Below are 24,327 nucleotides of genomic sequence, written 5' to 3' on the forward strand. Positions count from 1 at the left end.
AGCGGACCGAGGGAGGTGTCAGCTCAGAGAGAACTCAGACAGGGTGGGTACGCTCTCGCGCATGAGACGTCGCGGTGTCACCGTCATCCTCGGCGCCCTGATCACCGCTCTGCTGGCTGCCGGTGTGATGGTCGCACCCATGCCCTACGTGGTGCTCAAGCCCGGACCCACGGTCGACACCCTCGGTTCGGACAACGGCACCGAGGTCATTCAGGTCACGAAGGGCGAGACCTCGGAGTCGGCCGGGCAGCTGCGCCTCACCACTGTCAATGTGCAGTCGCAGGTCGAGTTGGTGCAGGCGATCCGGAGTTGGCTGAGCGATTCCGACGCGGTGGTGCCGCGCGAGCTGATCTACCCGCCGGACCAGAGCGAGAAGCAGGTCCAGGAGCAGAACGCGCAGGAGTGGAAGCAGTCGCAGAGCAGCGCCGAGACGGTGGCCTTGCGTGAGCTGGGTTACCCCGTGCTGACCTACGTGGCCAAGGTCACCCCTGGTGGGGCGGCCGACGGCGTGCTGCGGGCCGACGACGTGATCACGGCGGTCGACGGCACCCCGATCACCAACCGTGCCCAGGTGATCGAGCTGGTCCGGGCCAAGCCGGCGGGGTCCACGCTGACAGTGGCGTACGACCGGGGCGGTCAGCCCGGGACGGCGCGGATCACCTCGAAGGCCGACGAGGCCGACGGCACGCCGCGGATCGGTGTCGAGATCGACACCAAGCAGCCCAACCCGTACGAGATTGAGATTGATCTTGACAAGATCGGCGGTCCGAGCGCGGGACTGATGTTCGCTCTCGGCATCATCGACAAGATGCGTGCCGAGGATCTCACCGGCGGGAAGGTCATCGCCGGCACCGGGACCATCACCGACAACGGCGACGTGGGACCGATCGGCGGCATCCCGCAGAAGCTGGTCGGCGCGAAGAAGGCCAGCGCCGAGCTCTTCCTGGTCCCCAAGGAAAACTGTGCGGAGGCGCTGCGTAACGCCGTGCCCGGCCTGCCGATGGCCGAGGTGGCCACGGTGGACGACGCGCTCGCCGCGATACAGGCTTTCACCTCCGGCAACGATCCGAAGCCGTGCTCGGCCTCGTGATCCACGTGCCGGGAGTGACGAGACAGTTCTGCCGCGTACCGAAGCTGGATGCGACATCGTAAGGTGAAACACCGGCCAGACGAAGTGTGGAGCCAACGTTGGTCATGCGTAACAGTCCTCTACCGAGGATGAGCCGGCGCGGTCGCGTCACCGTCGGCGTCCTGGTCGGGGTCTTCATACTATTCACGCTGCTGGGTTGGGGTATCGACGCGTACACCGACTTCCTGTGGTTCTCCGAGGTCGAGAAGACGAGCGTCTTCTCCGGAGTGCTGCTGACCCGCCTCGTGCTGTTCCTGGCCGTCGGTGCGGTGATGACACTGTTCGTCGCCGGCAACCTCTACCTGGCATACCGTCTGCGGCCGCTGTTGCGCCCGCATTCCGCGGAGCAGGCCACCCTGGAGCGGTACCGGATGATCCTCGCCCCGCGCCTGGGGACCTGGATCGCCGTGACCGGTCTCGTCATCGGCTTCTTCGCGGGTCTCTCCGCGCAGAGCCGCTGGGGCGACTGGATGCTGTTCCGTAACGGTGGCTCGTTCGGGGTCGAGGATCCGCAGTTCAAGGTCGACATCTCGTTCTACGTGTTCGAGTACCCGTTCCTGCGCTACCTGCTCGGCCTGGGCTTCACCGCGGTGGTGCTGGCGGTGCTCGGCTCGCTGGCGGTGCACTACGTCTTCGGCGGCGTGCGCCTTCAGGGCGTCGGCGACCGGATGACCGGTGCCGCCCGCGCTCACCTGACCACCCTGGTCGCAGTGTTCGTGCTGCTCAAGGCGGTGGCCTACGTGCTGGACCGGCGCGCGCTGCTGCTGGAGCAGCACGTGTCCCCGGACCTCTACGGCGCCGGCTTCACCGACGTCAACGCGCTGCTGCCGGCCAAGGAGATCCTCGCCTACATCTCCGTGGTGGTGGCGATCGCGATCATCGTCTTCTCCAACGCGGTGATGCGGAACCTGGTGTGGCCGGGCGTCTCGCTGGCGCTGCTGGCCATCTCGGCCGTGGCGATCGGCGGCATCTACCCGCTGGCCGTGCAGAACTTCCAGGTGAAGCCGAGCCTCTCGGACAAGGAAGCGCCATACATCGCCAGATCGATCGAGGCGACCAGGGCGGCGTTCGGGTTGGAGAACACCGATGTCGCCCAGTACACGGCGACCAGTGGCCGCCCACCCGCGACGCTGGCCGCCGACACCAGCGCGCAGAACGTCCGGCTGATCGACCCGCAGCTCGTCTCGCAGGCGTTCACGCAGTCGCAGCAGTCCCGCGGCTTCTACGACTTCGGCGAGAAGCTGGACGTCGACCGGTACACGATCAACGGTAAGACCCAGGACTACGTGGTCGGCGCCCGTGAGATCAACGACGACAAGCTCACCGACCAGCAGCGCAACTGGATCAACCGGCACACCGTCTACACCCACGGCTACGGCCTGGTGGCAGCGCCGGCCAACCGGGTGTGCGGCACCGGTCTGCCGTACTTCGTCTCCGGCTTCCTCGGCGGCTCCGGGCAGACCCAGGGCAACTGCGCCGAGCCGACCGACCTGATCAAGGCGGAGCAGCCGCGGATCTACTACGGCGAGCAGTCCACCGAGTACGTGATCGTCGGTCAGGAGAGCAAGAGCAAGAACGTCGAGTTCGACCGCCCGCAGGAGCAGAACAACGCGAACAGCGGCGAGGTCCTCTACACCTACGAGGGCAAGGGCGGCGTCGAGATCGGGTCGTTCTTCCGGCGGATGGTCTTCGCGATCAAGAACACCGAGAGCAACTTCCTGCTCTCCGACGCGGTCAACTCCGAGTCCAAGCTGATGTACATCCGGGAGCCGCGCGAGCGGGTCGCCAAGGTCGCGCCGTTCCTCACCATCGACGGCGACCCGTACCCGGCCGTCGTCAACGGGCGCATCACCTGGATCCTCGACGGCTACACGACGGCCAAGACCTACCCGTACGCTCAGAAGATCAACCTGGCCACCGAGACCCGTGACGAGCTGACCGGCACCGGATCGTTCGCCCTGGCCAAGGATGACGTCAACTACATGCGCAACTCGGTCAAGGCGACCGTCGACGCGTACGACGGCACCGTGACGCTCTACGAGTTCGACGACCAGGACCCGGTCCTCAAGGCGTGGAACAAGGCGTTCGGCGGCGACCTGATCGTCCCGAAGAGCCAGATCCCGCAGGCGCTCGCCGAGCATTTCCGCTACCCGGCCGACCTGTTCAAGGTGCAGCGCAACCTGCTCACCAAGTTCCACGTCACCGAAGCGCGGACGTTCTTCTCCGGCGACGACTTCTGGCAGGTGCCGAACGCTCCGGACTCGCCGCAGAGCGGTAAGCAGCCGCCGTTCTACCTGAACGTCAAGCTGCCCGAGCAGGAGGAGACCCGCTTCCAGCTCACCGCCGGCGTCACCCCGGCCAACCGGGAGAACATGGCGGCCCTGATCTCCGCCTCGTACGTCGACGGCTCTCCCAAACTGGAGGTCTGGGAGCTCCCCGACGACGCGGCGGTTCCCGGTCCGGTCCAGGTGCACCAGCGGATGGTCAACAACGCCTCTGTCTCCCAGCAGTTGGCCCTGCTCACCCGGGGCGGTCAGGCCTCGGTTCTCTACGGCAACCTGATCTCACTACCACTGGCCGACGACATCCTGTATGTCGAGCCCGTCTACGTGAAGAGCAGCCAGGCCAACGCCGCGCCGCTGCTGCAGAAGGTGTTGATGTCCTACGGTGACGCCGGCGACTACGTCGTCCTCGAGGACAACCTCACCGAAGCACTCGAAGCCCTCGCAGCCCTAGGGAAGAACGGTGCTCCGCCAGCCACCGGCGGCACACCCAGCACGCCGACCACACCAACGACACCGCCGGGCAACCAGCCGCCCAGCGAGCTCAGCCCCGAGCTCGCCCAGGCGGCCGCCGACATCGACAAGGCGATCAAGGACCTGCGGGCCGCCCGGCAGGCGGGCGACTTCGTCAAGGAGGGCGAGGCCCTCAAGGCACTCGACGACGCCATGGCCCGTTGGCAGACGGCCAGTCAGTCCGGCGCCGCGCCGAACACGTCGGCGAGCCCGTCCGCAGCCGCAAGCCCGACCGCAACCACGGGCGGGTGACGCTCGTCTCCGGGGGCCGTTTTGCGGCCCCCGGAGTCAGTGCGCTAGGGTTAAGAAGTCAACGCGGGGTGGAGCAGCTCGGTAGCTCGCTGGGCTCATAACCCAGAGGTCGCAGGTTCAAATCCTGTCCCCGCTACCAAAGTTAGGTGCAAGTCAGAACGCGGTTCGTCTTCGTGACGGACCGCGTTTTTGATCTTCGTCCGGGCATGGTCCGAGCCAAAGATCTGCCGGCATGGAATGGCACGAGGCAACACGAGATCCTCCTGTCTTGGCTCGACGGGTGTGCCCGGTGTGCAATCGGTCTGCTGCCTCTTCTTCGGTTGTTCGTGGTTGTTTTCGGTTGGCGTACTGGCGAAATCCTGGCCTCACATAGCGATGGATGTAAATTAGGCGATGTATCGGCTTGCGGGGCTCAGCTTGGCAACCGTGTTGGACTGCGCAAACGTCTGAAAATTCAGCGGTAACCAGGTAAGGCACCTCGTCGATCACCACGACACGCAGCCGGTCGCAGGGCAAGATGTCGGGCCGGACTCAACGTGCTTGCTGCGCGGTCTGGTCAGGTGCTCAACATGGCCGCCATGGCCGAGGCCGTGGGCATGGAAAAGAGCAGTGCAGAGAATTACACCCGACTCCTGGAAGCGGTCTTCGTCGTCCAGCGGCTGCCGGCATGGGGGACGGCCCCGGGTCCCCGGGTCACCCGTCAGCCCAAGGGCCACGTCGACTTGGTGCTGGAACGCGATGCCGGGGCCGTCTTCACCTTCGAGATCAAGGCCGGGACGCGGGTCGACCGGGCGCATTCCGGGTCGGTTCGATCATGACGCGGAGCCCGTGCCGGCGCCGCGCCCCCTGATGGAGGGGGTGGTGTGCGGGCCTCGGAAGCGACGCGCTAAGCTTTATCTACCGACGCGGGGTGGAGCAGCTCGGTAGCTCGCTGGGCTCATAACCCAGAGGTCGCAGGTTCAAATCCTGTCCCCGCTACAAAGGGAAAACGCGGTTCGTCACCAGACGAGCCGCGTTTTCTGTTTCCCGACCGCCTTACCTCATCGAAAGTATGGCGACATCAGGCGGCCGGAAAGTCGCCCTCTCTCCGGGTGAGGCGTTCCCCGCACCGCGAAGAGCCGCCGCGAGCAGCCTGTGGGAAGGAGGTGGCGACCACTTCGGATAGTTCGTAGGCTCGGGGCGACCTCATGGGGGACAGAGACTTGCGGACACGACTCCACCCGGAAGACGCAGCCTCGAACGGCGGAAAGAAGCAGGTAGGCGAAATACGGGCACTGCGGCTTCCGTCTGGCCGGCGATAGCGGGCGCCCATGGAGTTTCACGTGCTGGGGCCGCTGGAAGCGGTCGCCGGCGGTCGACGGCTCGACATCGGCGGCAACCGTCAGCAGATCGTTCTGGCCAGCCTCGTTCTCGAAGCCGGAACGGTCATCTCCATCGACCGCCTGATGACAGCGGTCTACGGGGAGAGCCTTCCCTCCAGCGCCCGCGTGCAGGTGCAGATCTGCGTTTCCGCGCTGCGCCGGTTGCTCGGCGCGCACGGCCGTCCTCAGGCCATCGTCACCCGCAATCAGGGGTACGTGCTCGTGCCCGACGGGATCGGCGTCGACCTGCACCGCTACGAACGGCTCGTCCGGGAGGCACGGGCCGCCGGGGACACCGGCCGCCGGGAGGACGCGACGGCCCGCTACCGGGAGGCGCTGGCGCTGTGGCGCGGCCCGGCGCTGGAGGGGCTCGACAGCGAGCCGCTGCGGATGGTCGCCGACCGCTTCGCCGAGCGACGGCTCACGATCAACGAGGACTGCATCGAGTACGACCTGGAGCTGGGCCGGCACCGCGAGGTGATTCCGGAGCTGGCCGGCCTGGTCGCGGTCCATCCGCTGCGGGAGCGGCTGCGTGGTCAGCTCATGCTGGCGCTCTACCGGTCGGGCCGGCAGGCCGAGGCGCTGGACGCCTATCGTGCGGCCCGTCGCACGCTGATCGACGAGCTGGGCCTGGAGCCGAGCGAGTGGCTGCAGCGGCTGGAACAAGCCATTCTCACGTCGAGTGCCGATCTCGGCGTGCCGGAGCGGGCCATCGTGGCCGGGGAGGCGGCGCGGCCGTCCGGCCCCGGCGGGACGGCGCCGTGCATGCTGCCCACCGACATCGCCGACTTCACCGGCCGCGGCCGGCAGATCGACGCCATCGAGCTGCAACTCGTGACGGCCGCCGCGAACCCGGGCCGACTGGCCGTGCCGATCATCGTGGTGGCCGGGAAGCCAGGCATCGGCAAGACGGCGCTCGGTGTCCACGTGTCGCACCGGCTGGCGTCCCGCTTTCCGGACGGGCAGCTCTTCGCCGACCTGCACGGCCGCAGCTCCGACCGGGTCAGCCCGATGCGGATCCTGGAGCGGTTCCTGCGGGCGCTCGGTGTCCCCGGCACGGCGATCCCGGACGGGCTGGAGGAGCGCGCGGAGATGTACCGCGGGCTGCTGTCCGACCGCCGCATGCTGGTCGTGCTGGACAACGCCGGCTCCGAGGCGCAGGTGTTGCCGCTGCTGCCGGGCAGTCCGCGCACCGCGGTGCTGATCACCGCCGGCAACCGGCTCGGCGCCCTGCCCGGGGCGGTGCACGTCGACATCGACGTGCTGGAGCCGTCGCAATGCCTGGAACTGCTCGCCCGGATCGCCGGTGCCGACCGGGTCCGGGCCGAGCGGGAGGCCTCCGAGAAGCTCGGCGACCTGTGTGGAGGGCTGCCGCTCGCCCTGCGCATCGCCGGGGCGCGGCTGTCGGCGCGGCCACACTGGACGGTCGGGCAACTCGTCGACCGGCTGGAGAACGAGTCCCGACGGCTCGACGAGCTGAACCACGGGGCCTTGGGCGTACGGGTCAGCATCTCGATCACGTACGACAACATCAGCGAACCGGCCCGGCGACTGTTCCGGCTGATCGCCGTCGTCGACTGCCCGGACTTCTCGGCGTGGGTGTGCGCCGCCCTGCTCGACGAGCCGCTGCCGGACGCCCACGACCTGCTCGACGAACTGGTGGACGCGCAACTCGTGGAGACCGTCCGTACCGAGCACAGCCGGCACCGGCAGTACCGGATGCACGACCTCATCCGGGTCTTCGCCCGGGAGCGCCTGGCCGCCGAGGAGCCGCCGGCGGAGCGGACCGCGGCGCTCCGGCGAGTGTTCGGCGGGATGCTGTTCCTCGCCGAGGAGGCGCACCGCAGGTTCTACGGGCCGGGCAACCATCTGATGCACAGCCCGGCGGCGCGCCGGCGACTTCCGCCGCAGGTCACCGACCGGATTCTCAGCGACCCGCTCGACTGGTTCGAACGGGAACGGCAGTGCATCGTGGCGGCGATCCGCCAGGCCGCCAAGGTGGGCGCCGCCGACTACTCGTGGGACCTGACGATCAAGTCGATCACCCTGTTCGAGTTGCGGGACTACCTCAACGACTGGCGGGAGACCACCGAGATCGCGCTGGCCGCCACCCAGCAGGCCGGGGACGGGCTCGGCCAGGCGGTGATCCGGTACTCGATGGGTTCCCTGGCTGTCGTGGAGAACCGGCTCGCCGACGCGCGCCGGTACCTGGACGAAGCCGTCGCGCTGTTCGAGGCGCTCGGTGAGGAGCACGGCGCGGCGGTGACGAACCGGCACCTCGCCTATCTGGAGCGGATGGGCGGTGAACTCGGTGCGTCGTACCGGCGGTACGAGCAAGCGCTCACGGTGCTGCGCCGGGTCGGCGACATGACCGCGGCCGCGCACGTGCTGCACAACATGGCGCAGGTCGAGCTGGATCGCGGGGAGCCGGCGAAGGCCACCGCCCTGCTCGTCGAGTCGCTCGAGGTCAGCCGCCGGGCCGGCAGCCGGCGGATCGAGGCGCAGGCGCTGTACCGGCTCGGGCAGGCTCATCTGCAGTCCGGCGACGTGCACCGGGCGGTGACGATCTTCGGCGACGTGCTGGCCGCGACGCGTGACCTCGGCGATCTGATCGGCGAGTCGTACGCGCTGCTCGGGCTGGGCACCGCGCACCTGGCGGACGGCGACCACGCGGCGGCCCGGGCGGCCCTGTCCAGCGGCCGTGAGCGGGCGGCCACCAGCGGCAAGCCGATCCTCCAGGCGAGGATCGAGTTCCGGCTGGGCGAACTGGAACTCGACAGCGGGAGCCGGGAGACGGCGATCGCCCGTCTGGAGCGGGCCCGGGACATGTTCCGCGAGATGCGTGCTCCGATGCTGGAGGAGGACGTTCTCACGGTGCTCGCGCGGGTGAAGGGCCGATGCGGTATCGGCTGACCCGGCCGTACCGGAAGGTGTCGTCGCTGTCCGCGGCCTGTGCCGGCGAACCGCCTGGCGATAACGAAGAGAAGGCGTGCCGATAACGGGATGCCGGAGGCTGGCGCCGAGGGGCGGTGACGCCACGGAAGCGACGGCAGGGTGAAACCTCATGAGCATCTCCGCGCAAGCGGTGGACGTCGTCCACGGATGGCCGGCCGACGATGCCGACAGTCGCCGGATCCGGGTGCGGCTCACGCCTCATTCGTACTCGATGGACTTCGGATTCTGAGGCTGACAAGCCGCCGGGTGAGGAAAGCCCAGGCCAACCAGGAGGGACAGTCATGTCACGGAAGGCGCCGACGGCGAAGGAGCCCTTGTCGGAGCGGATGGTGGGCTGGTCGGCCCGCCACCCCAAGAAGATCATCGTGGGCTGGATCCTGCTGGTCGCCGTGGCGGTGCTGCTCGGTGACGCCGCGGGATCGGGCGCCAAGACCACCGACGCGGGCGAGGCCGGCCGGGCACAGAGCATGATCCGCGCTCAGAAGGTCGTCCCGACGTACACGGAGAACGTGCTCATCGAGGCTCCGAACCGGGACAGGCCGTTCGTCGGCAGCCCCGAGCTGGAGAGCGCCGCCAAGGACCTGGGCGACCGGCTCAAGGCGCTGCCCGGAGCCACCACACAGATCGTGACGCCGCTCGACAACGAGCGGACGCGCGCCGAGCTGGTCTCCGAGGACGGCCGGTCCGGCCTGGTCAGCTTCACCATTCCGGGCCCCGGGGCGGAGGCGGACGAGCACTTCGCCAAGATCAGGACCGAGGTCGAGGCGATCCAGGCCGCGCACCCGGACGTCCGGGTCGCGATGGCCGGCGACATCTCGCTGACCTCCGCGGTCGACAAGGCCGCCGACGAGGACCTGGCCCGGGCCGAGTTGCTGTCCCTGCCGGTCACCCTGATCATCCTGATCGTCGTCTTCGGCGCGCTGATCGCGGCTGCCGTCCCGTTGTTCCTCGCGGCCGGCGCGGTGCTCGCCGGCCTCGGCGTTCTCGGGCTGGTCGGCACGGTCATCCCGGCCAACAGCACGGTGTCGTCGGTGGTGCTGCTGATCGGCATGGCGGTCGGTGTCGACTACTCGCTGTTCTACCTGCGCCGCGAGCGCGAGGAACGGGCCGCCGGCAAGGACCCGGCCGAGGCACTCAGGATCAGCGCCCGCACCTCCGGGCACGCCGTGGTGGTCTCCGGCATCACCGTGATCCTCTCCCTGGCCGGGCTGTTCCTCGCCCAGGTCGACACGTTCAACGGCATGGCGATCGGCACGATCATCGTGGTGAGCCTGGCGGTGCTCGGCTCGGTCACCGTCCTGCCCGCGATGCTCAGCCTGCTCGGCCGGCGCGTCGACTCGCTCCGGGTGCCGCTGCTCGGCCGGTCCCGTACCACGGCGAGCGGCTCTCGCGGCTGGTCGGCGATCGCCGGCGGCGTCTCCCGCCACCCGGTCGTCTTCGGCGGCATCGCCCTGATCGCGCTGACGGCGCTCGCCCTGCCGGCCTTCGGCATGAAGCTCAGCGAGCCCGGCCGGCTCGACTCGCTGCCGCGCGGCATCCCGGCCGTGGACGCCGGTGTCCGGCTCCAGCAGGCGTTCCCCGGCGGCGCCGACCCGGCCCAGGTCGTGGTCTGGGGCGACGGCGCTACCACCGGCGCCGCCGACCAGGCCGTCGAGGCGCTGCGCCGGGAGGCCGCCGCGAGCGACCTGCTCGGCGACCAGATCTCCGCCACCCCGGTGGGCGGCGTGCTGAGCGTCAAGGTCCCGCTCGCCGGCGGCGGCACCGACGACACCTCGGTCGAGGCTTTGCGCACCCTGCGCGAGGACGTGCTGCCCCAGGCGTTCTCCGGGGCCTCCAATCTGGAGTACGCGGTGGGCGGCCGCACCGCCGGCCTGCACGACTTCGCCCAGGTGCTGGAGACCAGGACGATCCGGGTGATCGGCTTCGTCCTGGCGCTGTCCTTCATCGTGCTGGTCGCCGCGTTCCGGGCACCGCTGGTGGCCGCGGTCTCGATGGTGCTCAACCTGCTCGCGATCGGCGCGGCCATCGGCATCGTGGTCCTCGGCTTCCAGAACGGGAACCTCGCCGGGCTGCTCGGCTTCTCGTCCTTCGGCGGGGTGGTCAACTGGCTGCCGCTGTTCATGTTCGTGATCCTGTTCGGACTGAGCATGGACTACCACGTCTTCATCCTGAGCCGGGTGCGGGAGCGCTGGGCCCGCGGCGAGTCCGCCGAGGACGCGGTCGTCCACGGCGTCGGCGGCAGCGCCGGTGTGGTGACCAGCGCGGCGGTCGTCATGATCGCGGTCTTCGCGATCTTCGCGACGCTGTCCGGCATCGAGTACAAGATGCTCGGCGTCGGCATGGCGGTCGCCGTTCTCATCGACGCGACGATCGTCCGGGGTGTGCTGCTGCCCGCGGCGCTGTCGCTGCTCGGCGACCGGGCCTGGTCGCTGCGCGGCCGGCCCGCGCCGAAGCCCCGGCCGGCCGTCCGTCACGACAACGAGCCGGCCGAGGACACCAAGGTCCTCAGCCGGGTGGGCGCCACCGAGGAAGGAACCCGATGAGATCGACGAGGACGAGCGTGAGCACCCTGGTGATCGCGATGGGCGCGCTGGCGGCCGCCGGGTGCGGCCCGCAGGCGAGCGGAGCCGGCCAGAGGGCGGAGAACACGTACGACATCAGTGCGAAGGTCGGCACCGTCTCGCTGGACGCTCAGGGCGGCAACGTCACCCTCACCGCTTCGGACTCCGGCACGGTGAAGGTCACCGAGGACCTGACCTACTCGGACACCGAGCCGGAGACCTCGCACAGCGTCGACGGCGGCACGCTCAACCTGGTGGACAGGGGCTGCGGTGGGGACGGCTGCCACGTCGACTACCGGATCGAGCTTCCCGCCGGGACCGTCGTGAAGGTCAGGACCGCGGGTGGCGACGTCACCGGCCGTGGTCTCGGTGCGAACACCACGGTGAGCACCGCGGGCGGCGACGTCGATCTGGAGTACTCGGTCGCGGCGGATCTGGTCGACGCGACAAGCGAGGGCGGCAACGTCAAGATCAAAGTCCCGGCCGGGGCGTACGAGGTGGACGCCACCACTGACGGCGGCAACCGGGAGGTGTCGGTCCAGGAGGTTCCCGGGTCGGCTCACGAGATCAAGGCGAAGTCGGGTGGCGGTGACGTCGCCGTGGTCTCCTGATCGGGCGAGTCACGAGAGATGTCGACGGATAGCCGCCGGTGACGAGACGGCCCTCCGGGAGAACCCGGAGGGCCGTCGTCCTGCTGTTACCGCTGATCAGCAGTTGGTGTAGCCATTGCCGGGCTTGGTCCACCTGCAGGTGTCGATCGTCTTGTCGGCACCGGTACGCACGTAGGCGGTGTCGCCGCCGTTGTTCCACACGTGCTTCGCCTTGCCCCAGTAGCGGACGGTCGAGGTGTTCGTGCCCTTACCGGTGCGGACCAGCACGTTCTTGCCCGCGGCCAGGTTGTAGTTCGCCGTGAACCGGTAGAGGTTGCCCGCGGCGTCCCGAACGGTCCAGCCCTTGAGGTTGATGGTGCTCTTGGTCTTGTTCGTGAGGCGGAAGTACTCGCCGTTGTAGCTCTTGTTGGTCTTCTTGTCCACGCCCGGAGCGTTGTACTGGATCCGGGTGAACTGCACCGCCCCCACGGCGGGGCCGGCCGGGGTGGTCGGCGGCTTGGTGGGCGTCGTCGTCGGCGGCGTGGTCGGCGGCTTGGTGGTGGGCGACGTCGGCGGCTTGGTGGTGGGCGTGGTCGGCGGCGTCGTCACACCGGTGTCGTACACCGGCGACGGGGTCGGGTTGCCCGGCGGCACCCCGTTGCTGGCGCCGCTGCCGGCCTGCTGGTTCTCCGAGTAGTTGGCGACGACGTAGGTGGACTTGTCCGCCCAATCCGCGTCGTTACCCTCGAGGAACGCCCGGTAGTACGAGACGCCGGACGGCTGGTCCGCGACCGAGCCCTCGTAGATGGCGTACTTCTGCCCCTCGATCGTCACCTCGACGGTAAGGCCGGAGACCAACGTCGTCCAACCGCCGGACGAGGAGTAGCGCTGGATCCTCACCGGCAGGCCCGGCTGCGCCGGGTCGGCGTTGACCCGGAAGTCAACCGTGCTTCCGCTCGCGGTGACGTTCAGATCCGCCTTGACACGCACGGGACCCTTGCGGATCTGCGAGTAGCCGTCGTCGGTGCCGACCATGAAGACGTGGCCGGAGTCCATGTCGCGGCTGATGCTCCAGCGACCGCTGGAGTTCGCCGTCGTGGTGACGAAGCCGCCGGTCTTGTAGTCGTTCGCCGGCTCCTCGGCGAGCTGTTCCTGGGTCCAGTTGTAGCCCCACACGTACGCCCACTCATACAGGTGGACGGTGTCGCCCGGGTCCGCTGTGCCGGTCAGCGTGACCGGGCCGTAGCCGGTCCGCAGCGGAACGATGTCGAAGGTCGGCGCGGCCGCGGCCGACGCGGGGTTGATGCCGAACACCGCCGCGGTGGCTGCCAGCGTGCCGGCGGCGATACTGCCGAGAATCGTTTTCGGTCGTCTGTGCATGTCGTTGAAGATCCTCCGTGGTGAGGGCAGCACTCAGAGCGCCCGCTCAGGCATTGAACGCTGACGCTATCGACAATCGACACGCAAGGTCATCGTTCATCCTGCTTGGGCACCCTACCCGCTGGTGCCATCGCATGTGGTCCCCATCGGCGTTCAGTGATCAAAGTTGCAGGTGAGTGGGACCTTGGGCCGCTGTCGGTAAAGTGACGCAGGTGCCGGGGCGAGGGGATAATGGGCGATTTCAGTCAGCCGCCCGATTTCGCCGTTATCTTTCCGGCGCACCGAATCAGTAGTTCCACGGAAATGGATGAAATGACTCGCCTTGCCGCTGATTGTGCACGGTGCGCCGCGCTCTGTTGTGTCGCGCCTGCCTTCGCCCGGTCCTCGGACTTCGCGATCGACAAGCCGGCCGGGCAGCCCTGCCGGAATCTGGGCGACGACTTCCGGTGCACCATTCACCAGCATCTGGAGCGGCGCGGCTTCCACGGCTGCGTGGTGTTCGACTGCTTCGGCGCCGGCCAGCGGATCACGAACGAGACGTTCGGCGGACAGGACTGGCGGTCCACACCGGACATCGCCGGGGACATGTTCGCGGTGCTGCCGGTGATGCGGCAATTGCATGAGCTGATGTGGTATCTCACCGAGGCGCTGGAGCTGAACGAGACGCGACGGCTGCACCCGGGTCTGCGTGCCGCTCTCGACGAGACCGACGCGCTGGCCGGCCGGTCTCCGGAGCAACTGCGGAAAATGGACGTGGACGCGTACCGGGGAAAGGTCGTCCCGCTTCTGCGCCGAGCGAGTGAGATGGCCCGGGCCGGCCGCAGAGGGCCGGACCACAGCGGCGCCCGCCTGATCGGCAGGCGCATGCGCGGCGCCGATCTGCGCGGCGCGAGTTTCCGCGGCGCGCTCCTCATCGGAGCCGACCTGCGCGACGCGGACCTGCGCCGGGCCGATTTCACCGGAGCCGACATGCGGGGTACGGATCTGCGCGGCGCGAATCTGAGCGGCGCCCTCTTCCTGACCTCGTCACAGTTGCGAGCCGCAGTGACGGGGGACGATCGCCTCTAGGATGAGCGGATGCAGCAGGTGTCCGGTGTGGTGTGGGTCCTGACCGTCCTCGGAATCGTCGGTCTCCTGCTCTTCGACTTCTTCTTCCACGTCCGCAAGGCCCACGTGCCCCGGCTGCGCGAGGCCGCGCTGTGGACCTCGATCTACGTCTCCATCGCCATTCTGTTCGGTGTCGGCGTGTGGGTGTTCGGCGGTTCCACGATGGGCGCCGAGTATTTCGCCGGATACATCACCGAGGAGGCGCTCTCGGTCGACAACCTGTTCGTCTTCCTGCTGCTGTTGAGCAGTTTCAAGGTGCCCCGCGCCGACCAGCAGAAGGTGCTGCTCTTCGGGATCGTCGTCTCGTTGCTGGCCCGGACCGGATTCATCCTGCTCGGCGCCGCGCTGATCAACTCGTTCGCCTGGATCTTCTACGTGTTCGGCCTGATTCTGCTGATCACCGCGGGCAACCTGCTGAAGGAGAAGCACGACGGCGAGAGCGAGCCGCCGGACAACATCGTGATCCGGCTGGCCCGGCGGTTCCTGCACACGTCGGACACCTACGACGGGGACAAACTCTTCACCTACCAGGACGGCAAGCGGGTGCTCACCCCGATGCTGCTCGTCATGGTGGCGATCGGCGGCACCGACATCCTCTTCGCGCTGGACTCGATCCCGGCCATCTTCGGTCTCACCCAGAACGTCTACCTGGTCTTCACCGCCACCGCCTTCTCCCTGCTCGGGCTACGGCAGTTGTACTTCCTGATCGACGGGCTGCTGGACCGGCTGGTCTACCTGTCCTACGGCCTGGCCGCGATCCTGGCGCTGATCGGCGTGAAACTGATCCTGCACGCCCTGCACGAGAACAACGTGCCGTTCATCAACGACGGCGAGCCCATCGACGTGGTCGAGATCCCGACCCTCGTCTCCCTCGGCATCATCGTCGGCGTCCTGCTGATCACCGTGGTCGCCTCGCTGCTCAGCCCCAAGGGCCGGGCCCGTACGTCGGTGGCCGCGGCCCGGCGGCACGCCACCGAGTTCCTCGACATCGAGACCGACCCGGCCTACTGCGACGAGATCTACCACCGGCTGCTGGCCGAGGAGGAGAACCTCGAGCGGCTGCCGGAGAAGCAGCGGGCCCGGATCCGCCGGCACACCGATCTCATGGAACTGCTCGCGCGGGCGCACCGGGTGCACGACGAACGGGTCGCCGCGGGGCACTGCTTCGCCCCGTCAGCGACCTGAGCCGTAGTCCCTGTCGAGGTAGGCGGAGAGGTTCGCCTGCCCGCCGTCGGGCGAGTCGGAGACCAGGCTCGCCACCCGGGCTGCCAGGCTGGCCGCACGGGACGCCAGGTCCGGCTCGGCGTTGCGGGAGGCCAGCTCGGCGCGAATCGCGTCCTCCGCGCGCTGGGCGTCGGCCTCCAAGCCGGGACGATCGGTGTGCTCGCGGGGCGCCGAGACCGGAACCTCCCCGGCGTACTCCGGCTCGGGCTCCGCGCCGTCGGGGGCGGGCACCGGGACCGAGCCGAGCAGCGACACGGTCTGCCCCTGGCCGCCCTGGAAGTTGGTGAACTCGGGGCCGATCGCCAGGCGGGACAGCATCCGCACCTGGATCGGGGGGACGCCGATCAGGTCGGCGTTCTCCACCCGGAAGTGGGCGATCGTCTTGCGCAGCAGGTTCGCCAGCCGGTCCGCGTCGCCGACCGTGGCCAGGTCGCCGCCGGCGAAGATCAGGGCCGGGTAGGTGCCGGACGGGCCGTTGCAGACCAGCTGGATCTGGGTGACCGTGGCGTTGCGGCCGGTCTCCCGGTTGCCGGGCTGCACCCGGAGGTGCTGCGGCCAGAGCCAGAACAACTCACCACTACGCTGCGTGCCGTTGGTGCCGGACACGTATCGGACCCTGCGGTCCGTCACGATGACGTCCGTCTCCTCCGGCAGCGTCCATCGGGGCAGCGAGGAGGCCTCGTCGAACGCGTACTCCGCGACCGCGCAGCGGCCGCGCCACAGGACGCGCTCACCGCCGTCGAGCGGTCCGAGGTCCGTGCCGTTGGCGGACAGGAAGTGCTGGTGGTACATGGTTGCCTTCCCCGTGGTCGCCGCGATCGGGATCACGCGGCACCATCGATTACAACGGGCTACCGCCGGTGTCGCCAGTTACCGGGCGTGAATCACACCGGAACTTACGAATTCGACACAGGACGGTGACCACTGATGCACCTTCGGCCCATTCAGTGATCACTTTCGGTTACCGAAGAGGCCTTCCGGTGGCAGGGGAGAGGCTACCGCCGCGGAGTCCGGCACGGGTGCCGCTCCGCCCGCGAAGCGTTCCAGATCGGTCTCCACCCGGCCGGGGAACCAGTCTCCGGCGGCCCGCCGGGCGAGCTCCGCGACCGGCGGCGGGGTACGCCCGGCGATGACCACCAGATTGCCGAACCGCCGCCCGCGCAGCACCCCGGCGTCGGCGACCAGGCAGGCCTCCGGCAGTGCGGCCCGGATGGTGGCGACCTGTCCGCGGGCGAACCGCAGCGGCGGGCCGTCGGCCACGTTCGCGACCAGCCGGCCCGCCGGGGCGAGGATCCGCGCCAGCTCGCCGGCGAACTCTGCCGAGGCCAGGTGGGCGGGGGTTCGCGCGCCCGCGAAGACGTCCAGGACGATCAGGTCGTAGCCGGCGTCCCGCATCCCCTCGACGGCGGCCCGGGCGTCCGCCACCCGTACCCGGATGTTGGCCGAGGGCGGCAACGGCAGCGCCGAGCGCACCAGCTCGACCAGCGGCCCGTCGATCTCCACCACCCGCTGTGCCGAGCCGGGCCGGGTGGCCGCCACGTAGCGCGGCAGGGTCAGCGCGCCGCCGCCCAGGTGCAGCACCCGCAGCGGGCGGCCCGCCGGAGCCGCCAGGTCGATCGCGGCCGCCATCCGGCGCACGTACTCGAACTGCAGGTGGGTCGGGTCGGCCAGATCGACGTGTGACTGCGGGGCGCCGTCCAGCAGCAGGGTCCAGGCGGTGTCCCGGTCCGGGTCGGGAACCAGCTCGGCGATCCCGGAGGCGACCGTCTCCACCCGCCGCCGCGACGCCCTGCGCTGTGCCATCGGGCCAGTATCCAGGTAGCGGGTGGGTAGCGCGGCGCCGGGAACCCACAGGGCCCACCGGAGTCTCCCGACTTCTACCTCGTGAGCATCCTCGAGCAGACGTTGACGCGGCGCGGTGTGATGGGCGGGATGGCGGCGGCCGGCGCCGCGGCCGTCCTGCCCGTCGGCACGCCCGCCGCCGCCGAGCCGGTCCCGGCCGGCCTCCTGCCCACCGACCCGCTGCTGCACCTGCTGCGCCGGGCCACCTTCGGCCCCACCCCGGCCTCGATCGCCGAGATCCGGCGGCTGGGCGCCGCGGCGTGGCTGGACCGGCAGCTCGACCCGTCGTCGATCGCCGACCCGGTGGCCGACGACGTGCTCGCCCGGTTGCCGCTGGCCAGGCTGAGCACCGCCGAGATCCGCTCCCGGGTCGCCGCCGGCACGCTCAAGCGGCACAGCTGGGAACCGATGTGGCAGCTCGGCTTCGCGGCCGTCACCCGGGCGCTCTGGAGCGAGCGGCAACTGCTCGAGGTGATGTCCGACTTCTGGAGCAACCACCTCAACGTGACCTGCCCGGCCGGTGAGGTGTGGGACAGCCGGATCGACTACGACACGACGATCCGGCGGCACGCCTTCGGGAGATTCTCCGACCTGCTGAAGGCCTCGGCCCGGCACCCGGCGATGCTCACCTACCTGGACAACCGCTACTCGACCCGGGCCGCGCCCAACGAGAACTACGGGCGGGAGCTGCTGGAGCTGCACACGGTCGGGCTGGCGCACACCGAGGCGGACGTGAAGAACGCCGCCCGGCTGCTCACCGGCCTCACCGTGAACGGCGCGACCGGCCGATACCGGTACGACGGTGCGAACCACGTGACCGGGGCGGTCCGGGTGCTGTCCTTCCAGCACGCCAACGCCACCACGGCCGGGGGCGAGGCGGCCGCCATGGCGCTGCTCGACTACCTGGCCCTGCACCCGGTGACGGCCCGCCGGATCGTCACCAAGCTGTGCGTCCGGTTCGTCGCCGACCAGCCGCCCGCCTCGCTGATCACCGCGCTCGTCAAGGTCTACCTGGACAACCGGTCGGCGATCGCGCCGGTGCTGCGGGCGCTGTTCGGGTCCGCCGAGTTCGCGGCGTCGATCGGGGCGAAGGCCAGAACGCCGTTCGAGGACCTGGCGGCCACCGTGCGGACCCTGGGCTACGGCCCGGCCGCCAGTGGCATCAAGTTCCTGGAGAGCCTGTACTGGATGGCACGTGACGCCGGGCAGGCGCCGCTGTTCTGGGGGCCACCGAACGGCTACCCGGACGTGGCGCCGGCCTGGGACTCACCGTCCGGGCTGCTGGTGCGCTGGAACTTCCACCTGTCGATCGCGGCCGGCTGGTGGCCGGAGACGCTGACCCGGCCCGCGTCGCTGCTCACCGGCATGGTGGGGGCACTGCCCCCGACGTACGGCGCGCTCATCGAGCGGACCGCGGTCCGGTTGGTCGGCATCGCGCCGACCGCGAAGCAGATCGCCGCGCTCGCCGATTTCTACGGCCGGACCCCGGCGTCGCCGCTCAAGGCGAACGACCCGGCGGCCGGCTGGATGTACCCGTACCTGATGGGGATGCTCCTGAACTCCCCGTCCTTCGCGCTGAGATGAGGCCTGTGATGAGTGCCGTGTGTGGTTGCGAGGACAACGAGCGGGCCGTGCTCTCCCGGCGGCGGCTGCTGGCGGCCGGCGCCGGGGTGGCGGCCGGGGTGGCCGGGGCCACGGCCGGGACCAGCCTGGCGTACGCGGCCGACCCCGGGTACGCCGGAGACGTGCTGGTGCTGGTCTCCCTGCGGGGCGGCTTCGACGGGCTGTCCGCCGTGGTGCCGGCCGGTGACCCCGCGTACTACGCCGCCCGGCCGACCATCGCGGTGCCGAAGTCGCAGCTGATCGGCGGTGACGCGTTCTTCGGGCTGCACCCCGCGCTGGCGCCGCTGCTGCCGTACTGGACCGGTGGGCAGCTCGCCGCGGTGCACGCGGTCGGCCAGCCGGCGCCGAACCGGTCGCACTTCTCCGCCATGGAGGAGCTGGAGCGGGCCGCCCCCGGGACCTCGATCCGGAGCGGCTGGCTGAACCGGATGCTCGGCTCGGTCGGCTCCAGCGACCCGTTCCAGGCGGTCGCCATGGGCACCGCCATGCCGGCCCGGGTCCTCGGCGGCCCGGCCCCGTACGTCGGGGTGACCGCGATCGACAAGATGGTGCTCACCGGCGAGCAGGCCGACCGGCCGATCGCCGCCACCATGACGCGGCTGTTCGAGGACGCGCCGGCGCCGCTCAAGGCCACCGCCGGGCAGCTGACCAGCGGGCTGCGGCAGGTCGCGAGGCTGCGGGCCAAGGCGTACAGCCCGGCCAACGGCGCGGCCTACCCGTCCGGTGAGCTGGGTGGCGCGCTGCGCGACGTGGCCCGGCTGATCAAGACGCACGGCGGGCTGCTGAGCGCGACGGTCGACACCGGCGACTGGGACATGCACGAGAACCTGGGTGTCGCGGCGCCCGGCAAGCGGATGTACGAACAGCTCACGTCGTTCGCCACGGCGCTCGCCGCGTTCGCGGCCGACCTGGGCCCGGAGCACCTGCGCCGGGTCACCGTGATCACGATCAGCGAGTTCGGGCGGCGGGTCATGCAGAACGGCTCGGGCGGCCTGGACCACGGGTACGGCAACGCCGTGTTCGTGCTGGGCGGCAACGTCAAGGGCGGCAAGGTGTACGGCCGCTGGCCCGGTCTGACCGCGGCCGAGTTGCGTGACGGCGACCTGGCGGTGACGACCGACTACCGCTCGGTGATCGGCGAGATTCTGCGGGCCCGGTGCGGGGTGGCCGACCTGACCGGCGTGTTCCCCGGTGTCACCGCCTCCGGGCTGGGAATCGTCACGGCACGGTGAGACTTCGGCCGGGGACGGTCACGGCACGGTGAGACTTTGACAAAACGGTTATAAGCCGCACCGGGTGCGTTCCACACTGATCGCATGTCGAGCAACCTGCTTGCCGAGATGATCGGCGCACAGCGGCGGCCGTCCGCGGCGGACCGGTCTCCGGCAGGTCCGCCGCTGCGGATCCGCCGCCACACCTCCGACGAGGGTGCGCCGTTCTGGCGGTGGGACTGCTCCGGATGCGGCGAGTACGGCGGCGGCCGCCACCACGACGACGCGGTCTTCCGGGCGCTCCGGCACTGCCGGGAACACCCCGAACACCGCTCCTCGCTGCTCCCGCCGGCCCGCTGCCGGCGGGAGCACACCTACCTGCCGCTGCACCCGATGCTCTACGCGCTGGACGACGACCCGCCGCCGGAGCCGCTCGCCATCTGACCCGCGCGGGCCGCCGGGTGCCGGCCCGGGAGCGGCCGCGCCCGGCCGCCCAGGATCCCGGCCACCTTGCGGAACAGCGGGTCGGCGACCACCCCGGCCAGATCCCGGCTGAGCGGGATGCGCCAGTTCGGGTACTCGTCGAAGGTGCCCGGCAGGTTCGGCTGGCGGCGTTCCATCAGGACGTCGTGCAGCGAGGCGGTGACCAGCCGGCACGGCGTACGGGCCAGGAACTCGTGCATGGCCACCACCACCTCCTCGGCCGACGGCCGTGCCCCGGACAGCAGGCCCTCGGCGCGGAGCCGGTCGAACAGCTGCGCCCGGTCCCTGCGCCAGGCCGCCCGCTCCCGCTCGACCGGGCCGGCCAGCTGACCCAGCGCCGCGCGTACCTCCACCTGCTCGCCGGCCAGGAAGCCGGAAGCGGTCGGCAGATCATGGGTGGAGACGCTGGCCAGCGCGTTCCGCGGATATCCGGCCGACGGCCGGTAGCCGCCCTCGTCGTCGCGGGTGAACCAGAGCACCGCCGAGCCGAGCATGTTGGTGCGGTCCAGTCCCTCGGTGACGACCGGCATGACCGTGCCCAGGTCCTCCCCGATCACCACGGCCCCCGCCCGGTACGCCTCCAGCGCCAGGATCCCCAGCATCGCCTCCGGGTCGTAGTGCACGTACGTGCCGTTCGCCGGGCCCAGGCCGGCCGGCACCCACCACAGCCGCCAGAGCCCGGCCACGTGGTCCACCCGCAGCCCACCGGCGTGCCGGAAGATCCGCCGCAGCATGTCCCGATAGGCCGCGTACCCGGTCTCGATCAGCCGGTCCGGTCGCCACGCCACCCCGCCCCACTCCTGGCCGAGCTGGTTGAACGCGTCCGGCGGCGCCCCGGTGCGGGCCTCCATGGCGAGCACGTCCTGCAGCAGCCACCCGTCCGCGCCGCCCGGCTCGACCGCCACCGCCAGGTCGTGCACGATGCCGACCGGCATGCCGTGCTCCCGGGCCGCCTCCCCGGCCGTGTCGAACTGTTCCTCCAGCAGCCGCTGCACCCAGACGTGGAAGGCGATCCGGTCACCCCGGTACGCGCGAACCGCCGCAGCGTCCGGCCGCCGCAACTCCTCCGGCCACAGCCGCCAGTCGGGTCCGTGCTCCTCGGCCAGCGCGCAGAACCGGGCGAAGTCGGTGAGCCCCGGATCCCGGTCCAGGTCGACCGGCGCGGCCAGCGGCCAGAGCAGCTCCAGCGCCGCGAACTTGGCGGTCAGCACCGCGTCGTAGTCGATCAGGCCGTCCGCGGGTTCCACCGGCCGCAGCGCGTCCACCCGGGCCCGCAACGCCGGATCGGCACGCCGGTACTCGGCGGTGTCGGCCACCCGCAGGTAGAGCGGGTTGGCGAAGCGCCGGCTCGACGGCGAGTACGGCGACGCCGGCACCGGCCGGACCGGTGTGATCGCGTGCAGCGGGTTCAGCACCACCAGCCCGGCGCCCGCCGACCCGGCCACGAAGTCACGCAGGTCCCCGAGGTCGCCCATGCCCCACGAGCCGGCCGAGTGCAGCGTGTAGAGCTGGAGCATCCAGCCCCAGGTCTCCGGCGGCTCGGGCAGCCGCTCCGGGACCACCACGAGGGTCACCTCCTGTCCGGCGGCATGCAGCCGGTGCCAGCCCAGCGGCAGGTCGCCCGGCAGGCTGTCCACGTTTCGTACGCCACCGTCCTCCAGCCGGATCTCGGCCGGGCCCGGAAGATCCCGGACGGCGCCCTCGCGCAGCACGATCGTCCCGGGCAGGCGGGCACCGGTGTCGCGGCGGCGGGCGGCGGCCAGTGCCTCCCGGACCGCGGCCGGTGTGCTCGCGTCGACGCCCAGCATGCCGAGCACGCCGATCACCGACTCGGCGGCCACGTCGGTGCGTTTGCGCCGCCAGTTCTCGTACCACGTGGCCACCCCGTGCGCCTCGGCCAGAGCCGTCAGATCCGCGTCCATCGCCGCCCCCTTCGCTCGCAACCCCTCCGTACACGATTCCTTACCCGTTGCGTACATCGGTCAGCATGGGGCATATGGCTGACATGCATGGTCTGACCGACCGCACTGAGCGGCGCCCGGCGGCGCCCGCCCCCGCCCCGGTGGGCGAGAACCGCGAGACCGGGCCCGGGAGGCTCGGCGTGATCAAACGATGGTTCACCGCGGCGCTGGCCGGGGTGCTGGCGACGTTGCTGGTTCCGGCGGCCGCCTGGGCGTCGACCGGCACGGGCGAGCTGATGATCGAGGCGGCGCGCAGGTCCCGGCGCGGCGGCTTCGGCTTCTTCGGCATCCTCTGCTGCCTGGCCGTGGTCGGTGTGATCGTCGTCGTGGTGTTCCTCATTTCCCGGAACCGCAAACGTCGCTGACACCGTCTCCCTAGCGTGGAGACATGCGGATGCGGGCCGGGTCGTATCGATCAGTGGCGCTGGGGAGCGGCATCGCGGCGGTGCTCTGCGTGCCCCTGGCCGTCTCGGTGGCGGCCAGGGCCTCTGGCGACGTGCTGTTGTCCCGGGGCCGCCCGGTGCTCGCCTCGTCCACCGAGAGCGTGGCGTGGGCGGCTCCCGGGGCCACCGACGGATCGCCGCGGACCCGGTGGTCCGCCGCCGGGCACGGCACCGAGTGGCTCCAGGTCGACCTCGGCGCCGCCCAGGACGTCCGGCGGGTGCGGTTGTCGTGGGCCAAAGGGTTCGCCGAGGCGTATCGGATCCAGCTCTCCGGCGACGGCGCGTCCTGGACCGACCTCTACCGCACCGGCTCCGGCGACGGTGGCGCCGACGACATCCGCAACCTCAACGGGACCGGGCGCCATCTCCGGGTGCTCGCCACCCGGCGGGGGACATCCGTGGGCTACTCGTTGTGGGAGATCCAGGCGTTCGGGCCGGGCGGCGCCGCCCCGGCCGTCGAGACCGCCGTGACGGCCGACGTGCCGCCGGTCGCCGCCGGGCTGACCGCCGGGGCGAAGAAGGAGCTCGCCCTCAAGCTGGTCTCCAGCGCGGAGAACTCGACATTGGAGTGGCGCTCCGAGTACGGCTACATAGAGGACCTCCACGACGGCCGCGGCTACACGGCCGGCATCGCCGGATTCTGCTCCGGCACCTCGGACATGCTCGCCGTGGTCACCGAGTACACCCGCCGGCGCCCCGGCAACCGCCTGGCCGCCTACCTGCCCGCGCTGCGCGCCGTCGACGGGACGGACTCGCACGACGGCCTCGACCCGGGCTTCCCGGGAGCCTGGCGCGCGGCGGCCGCCGACCCGGCGTTCCGTCAGGTGCAGGAGGCCGTCCGCGACCGGATGTACTTCACCCCCGCCGTGCGCCTGGCCGAGGCGGACGGGCTGCGGGCGCTGGGCCAGTTCGCCTACTTCGACGCGGCAGTGATGCACGGAGTCTCCGGTCTGCGCAGCATCCGGGCCCGGGCGGCCGCCCGGCAGCGTACGCCGGTGCAAGGCGGTGACGAGATCGCCTACCTGAACGCGTTCCTGGACGTGCGCGCCGCCGAGATGCGCACCGAGGCCGCGCACAGCGACACCAGCCGGGTGGACACCGCGCAGCGCGTCTTCCTGAAAGCCGGCAACCTCGACCTGGCCACACCGCTGACCTGGCACGTCTACGGCGACCGCTACACGATCAACCCCTGACCTCTCCGGTACGCGTGACACCGTCCCGCGTTCCCGGGGCCGCCCCGCCGGTCCGCGCGGCCGCCCTGCCGGGTCCGGCCCGTGCCGCGCCCGCCGGCCGAGCTCAGCCCGGCGGCCGAGGTCGTCTTCGTGGTCAGCGGCGTGATGACCTGGACCCGTTTCGGCAACGTCGGCATCGACGTCTTCCTGTTCGTCATCTCGGGCTGGCTGATCTCGC

The 24,327-nt window shown here is 70.4% G+C and carries 16 protein-coding genes, 2 tRNA genes and 2 pseudogenes; 16 read left to right on the forward strand and 4 right to left on the reverse strand.

Annotated features, from left to right (window positions below; all coding sequences use genetic code 11):
* Positions 1-61 precede the first annotated feature (61 nt).
* The 8 genes from AB0I88_RS13145 (at position 62) to AB0I88_RS13180 (ending at position 11,664) form a co-directional block, all read left to right on the forward strand.
* Positions 62-1,090: a PDZ domain-containing protein gene (locus AB0I88_RS13145; protein WP_361022296.1), complete on the forward strand. Its 1,029-nt coding sequence runs from the start codon at positions 62-64 to the stop codon at positions 1,088-1,090.
* A 128-nt stretch (positions 1,091-1,218) separates the two neighbouring features.
* Positions 1,219-4,176, forward strand: a complete 2,958-nt coding sequence (locus AB0I88_RS13150) for a UPF0182 family protein (protein WP_361022299.1) — start codon at positions 1,219-1,221, stop codon at positions 4,174-4,176.
* Between the two features lie 62 nt (positions 4,177-4,238).
* A tRNA-Met gene (locus AB0I88_RS13155) sits at positions 4,239-4,315 on the forward strand.
* A gap of 430 nt (positions 4,316-4,745) precedes the next feature.
* Positions 4,746-4,994 carry a hypothetical protein gene (locus AB0I88_RS13160; protein ID WP_361022302.1) on the forward strand — a complete coding sequence of 83 codons (249 nt, stop codon included), beginning with the start codon at positions 4,746-4,748 and terminating at the stop codon, positions 4,992-4,994.
* 86 nt (positions 4,995-5,080) lie between these two features.
* Positions 5,081-5,154: transfer RNA gene (locus tag AB0I88_RS13165), tRNA-Met, on the forward strand.
* 332 nt (positions 5,155-5,486) lie between these two features.
* Positions 5,487-8,450, forward strand: a complete 2,964-nt coding sequence (locus AB0I88_RS13170; RefSeq protein ID WP_361022305.1) for a BTAD domain-containing putative transcriptional regulator — start codon at positions 5,487-5,489, stop codon at positions 8,448-8,450.
* A 323-nt stretch (positions 8,451-8,773) separates the two neighbouring features.
* Positions 8,774-11,035 carry an MMPL family transporter gene (locus AB0I88_RS13175; protein ID WP_361022308.1) on the forward strand — a complete coding sequence of 754 codons (2,262 nt, stop codon included), beginning with the start codon at positions 8,774-8,776 and terminating at the stop codon, positions 11,033-11,035.
* Between the two features lie 17 nt (positions 11,036-11,052).
* The gene (locus AB0I88_RS13180; RefSeq protein ID WP_361022311.1) at positions 11,053-11,664 is read left to right on the forward strand and encodes a hypothetical protein; all 612 of its coding nucleotides are present in this window, start codon (positions 11,053-11,055) and stop codon (positions 11,662-11,664) included.
* 96 nt (positions 11,665-11,760) lie between these two features.
* On the opposite strand, the gene AB0I88_RS13185 is transcribed toward AB0I88_RS13180, so the two are convergent.
* Complete coding sequence (locus AB0I88_RS13185; RefSeq protein ID WP_361022314.1) at positions 11,761-13,023, reverse strand: lamin tail domain-containing protein; 1,263 nt, start codon at positions 13,021-13,023, stop codon at positions 11,761-11,763.
* A gap of 312 nt (positions 13,024-13,335) precedes the next feature.
* Between AB0I88_RS13185 and AB0I88_RS13190 the strand changes: the two genes are divergently transcribed.
* Positions 13,336-14,091 carry a pentapeptide repeat-containing protein gene (locus tag AB0I88_RS13190; protein ID WP_361022317.1) on the forward strand — a complete coding sequence of 252 codons (756 nt, stop codon included), beginning with the start codon at positions 13,336-13,338 and terminating at the stop codon, positions 14,089-14,091.
* A gap of 9 nt (positions 14,092-14,100) precedes the next feature.
* A pseudogene (locus AB0I88_RS13195) lies at positions 14,101-15,051 on the forward strand (TerC/Alx family metal homeostasis membrane protein); the annotation flags it as partial.
* A gap of 252 nt (positions 15,052-15,303) precedes the next feature.
* Here the strand turns inward: AB0I88_RS13195 and AB0I88_RS13200 are convergent.
* Positions 15,304-16,182: a translation initiation factor 2 gene (locus tag AB0I88_RS13200; protein WP_361022320.1), complete on the reverse strand. Its 879-nt coding sequence runs from the start codon at positions 16,180-16,182 to the stop codon at positions 15,304-15,306.
* Positions 16,183-16,305: 123 nt separating this feature from the next.
* Positions 16,306-17,157, reverse strand: coding sequence for a fused MFS/spermidine synthase (locus tag AB0I88_RS13205; protein ID WP_361022323.1), 852 nt, complete (start codon positions 17,155-17,157; stop codon positions 16,306-16,308).
* 81 nt (positions 17,158-17,238) lie between these two features.
* Here AB0I88_RS13205 and AB0I88_RS13210 point away from each other — a divergent pair, with 81 nt between their 5' ends.
* The 3 genes from AB0I88_RS13210 (at position 17,239) to AB0I88_RS13220 (ending at position 20,474) form a co-directional block, all read left to right on the forward strand.
* The gene (locus AB0I88_RS13210; RefSeq protein ID WP_361022326.1) at positions 17,239-18,780 is read left to right on the forward strand and encodes a DUF1800 domain-containing protein; all 1,542 of its coding nucleotides are present in this window, start codon (positions 17,239-17,241) and stop codon (positions 18,778-18,780) included.
* Positions 18,781-18,788: 8 nt separating this feature from the next.
* On the forward strand, positions 18,789-20,051 hold the full coding sequence (locus tag AB0I88_RS13215; protein ID WP_361022329.1) for a DUF1501 domain-containing protein: 1,263 nt from the start codon (positions 18,789-18,791) through the stop codon (positions 20,049-20,051).
* A gap of 84 nt (positions 20,052-20,135) precedes the next feature.
* Positions 20,136-20,474 carry a hypothetical protein gene (locus AB0I88_RS13220; protein ID WP_361022332.1) on the forward strand — a complete coding sequence of 113 codons (339 nt, stop codon included), beginning with the start codon at positions 20,136-20,138 and terminating at the stop codon, positions 20,472-20,474.
* On the opposite strand, the gene malQ is transcribed toward AB0I88_RS13220, so the two are convergent.
* Positions 20,429-22,435, reverse strand: a complete 2,007-nt coding sequence (gene malQ, locus AB0I88_RS13225; protein WP_361022335.1) for a 4-alpha-glucanotransferase — start codon at positions 22,433-22,435, stop codon at positions 20,429-20,431. The genes AB0I88_RS13220 and malQ overlap by 46 nt on opposite strands.
* A 179-nt stretch (positions 22,436-22,614) precedes the next feature.
* Here malQ and AB0I88_RS13230 point away from each other — a divergent pair, with 179 nt between their 5' ends.
* The 3 genes and pseudogenes from AB0I88_RS13230 to AB0I88_RS13240 all read left to right on the forward strand — a co-directional run.
* The gene (locus tag AB0I88_RS13230; RefSeq protein WP_361022350.1) at positions 22,615-22,839 is read left to right on the forward strand and encodes a hypothetical protein; all 225 of its coding nucleotides are present in this window, start codon (positions 22,615-22,617) and stop codon (positions 22,837-22,839) included.
* Between the two features lie 23 nt (positions 22,840-22,862).
* Positions 22,863-24,110: a chitosanase gene (locus AB0I88_RS13235; protein ID WP_361022338.1), complete on the forward strand. Its 1,248-nt coding sequence runs from the start codon at positions 22,863-22,865 to the stop codon at positions 24,108-24,110.
* A gap of 81 nt (positions 24,111-24,191) precedes the next feature.
* Positions 24,192-24,327, forward strand: a pseudogene (locus tag AB0I88_RS13240) (site-2 protease family protein); the annotation flags it as partial.

Source organism: Actinoplanes sp. NPDC049802, from assembly GCF_040656595.1.
GTDB lineage: Bacteria > Actinomycetota > Actinomycetes > Mycobacteriales > Micromonosporaceae > Actinoplanes.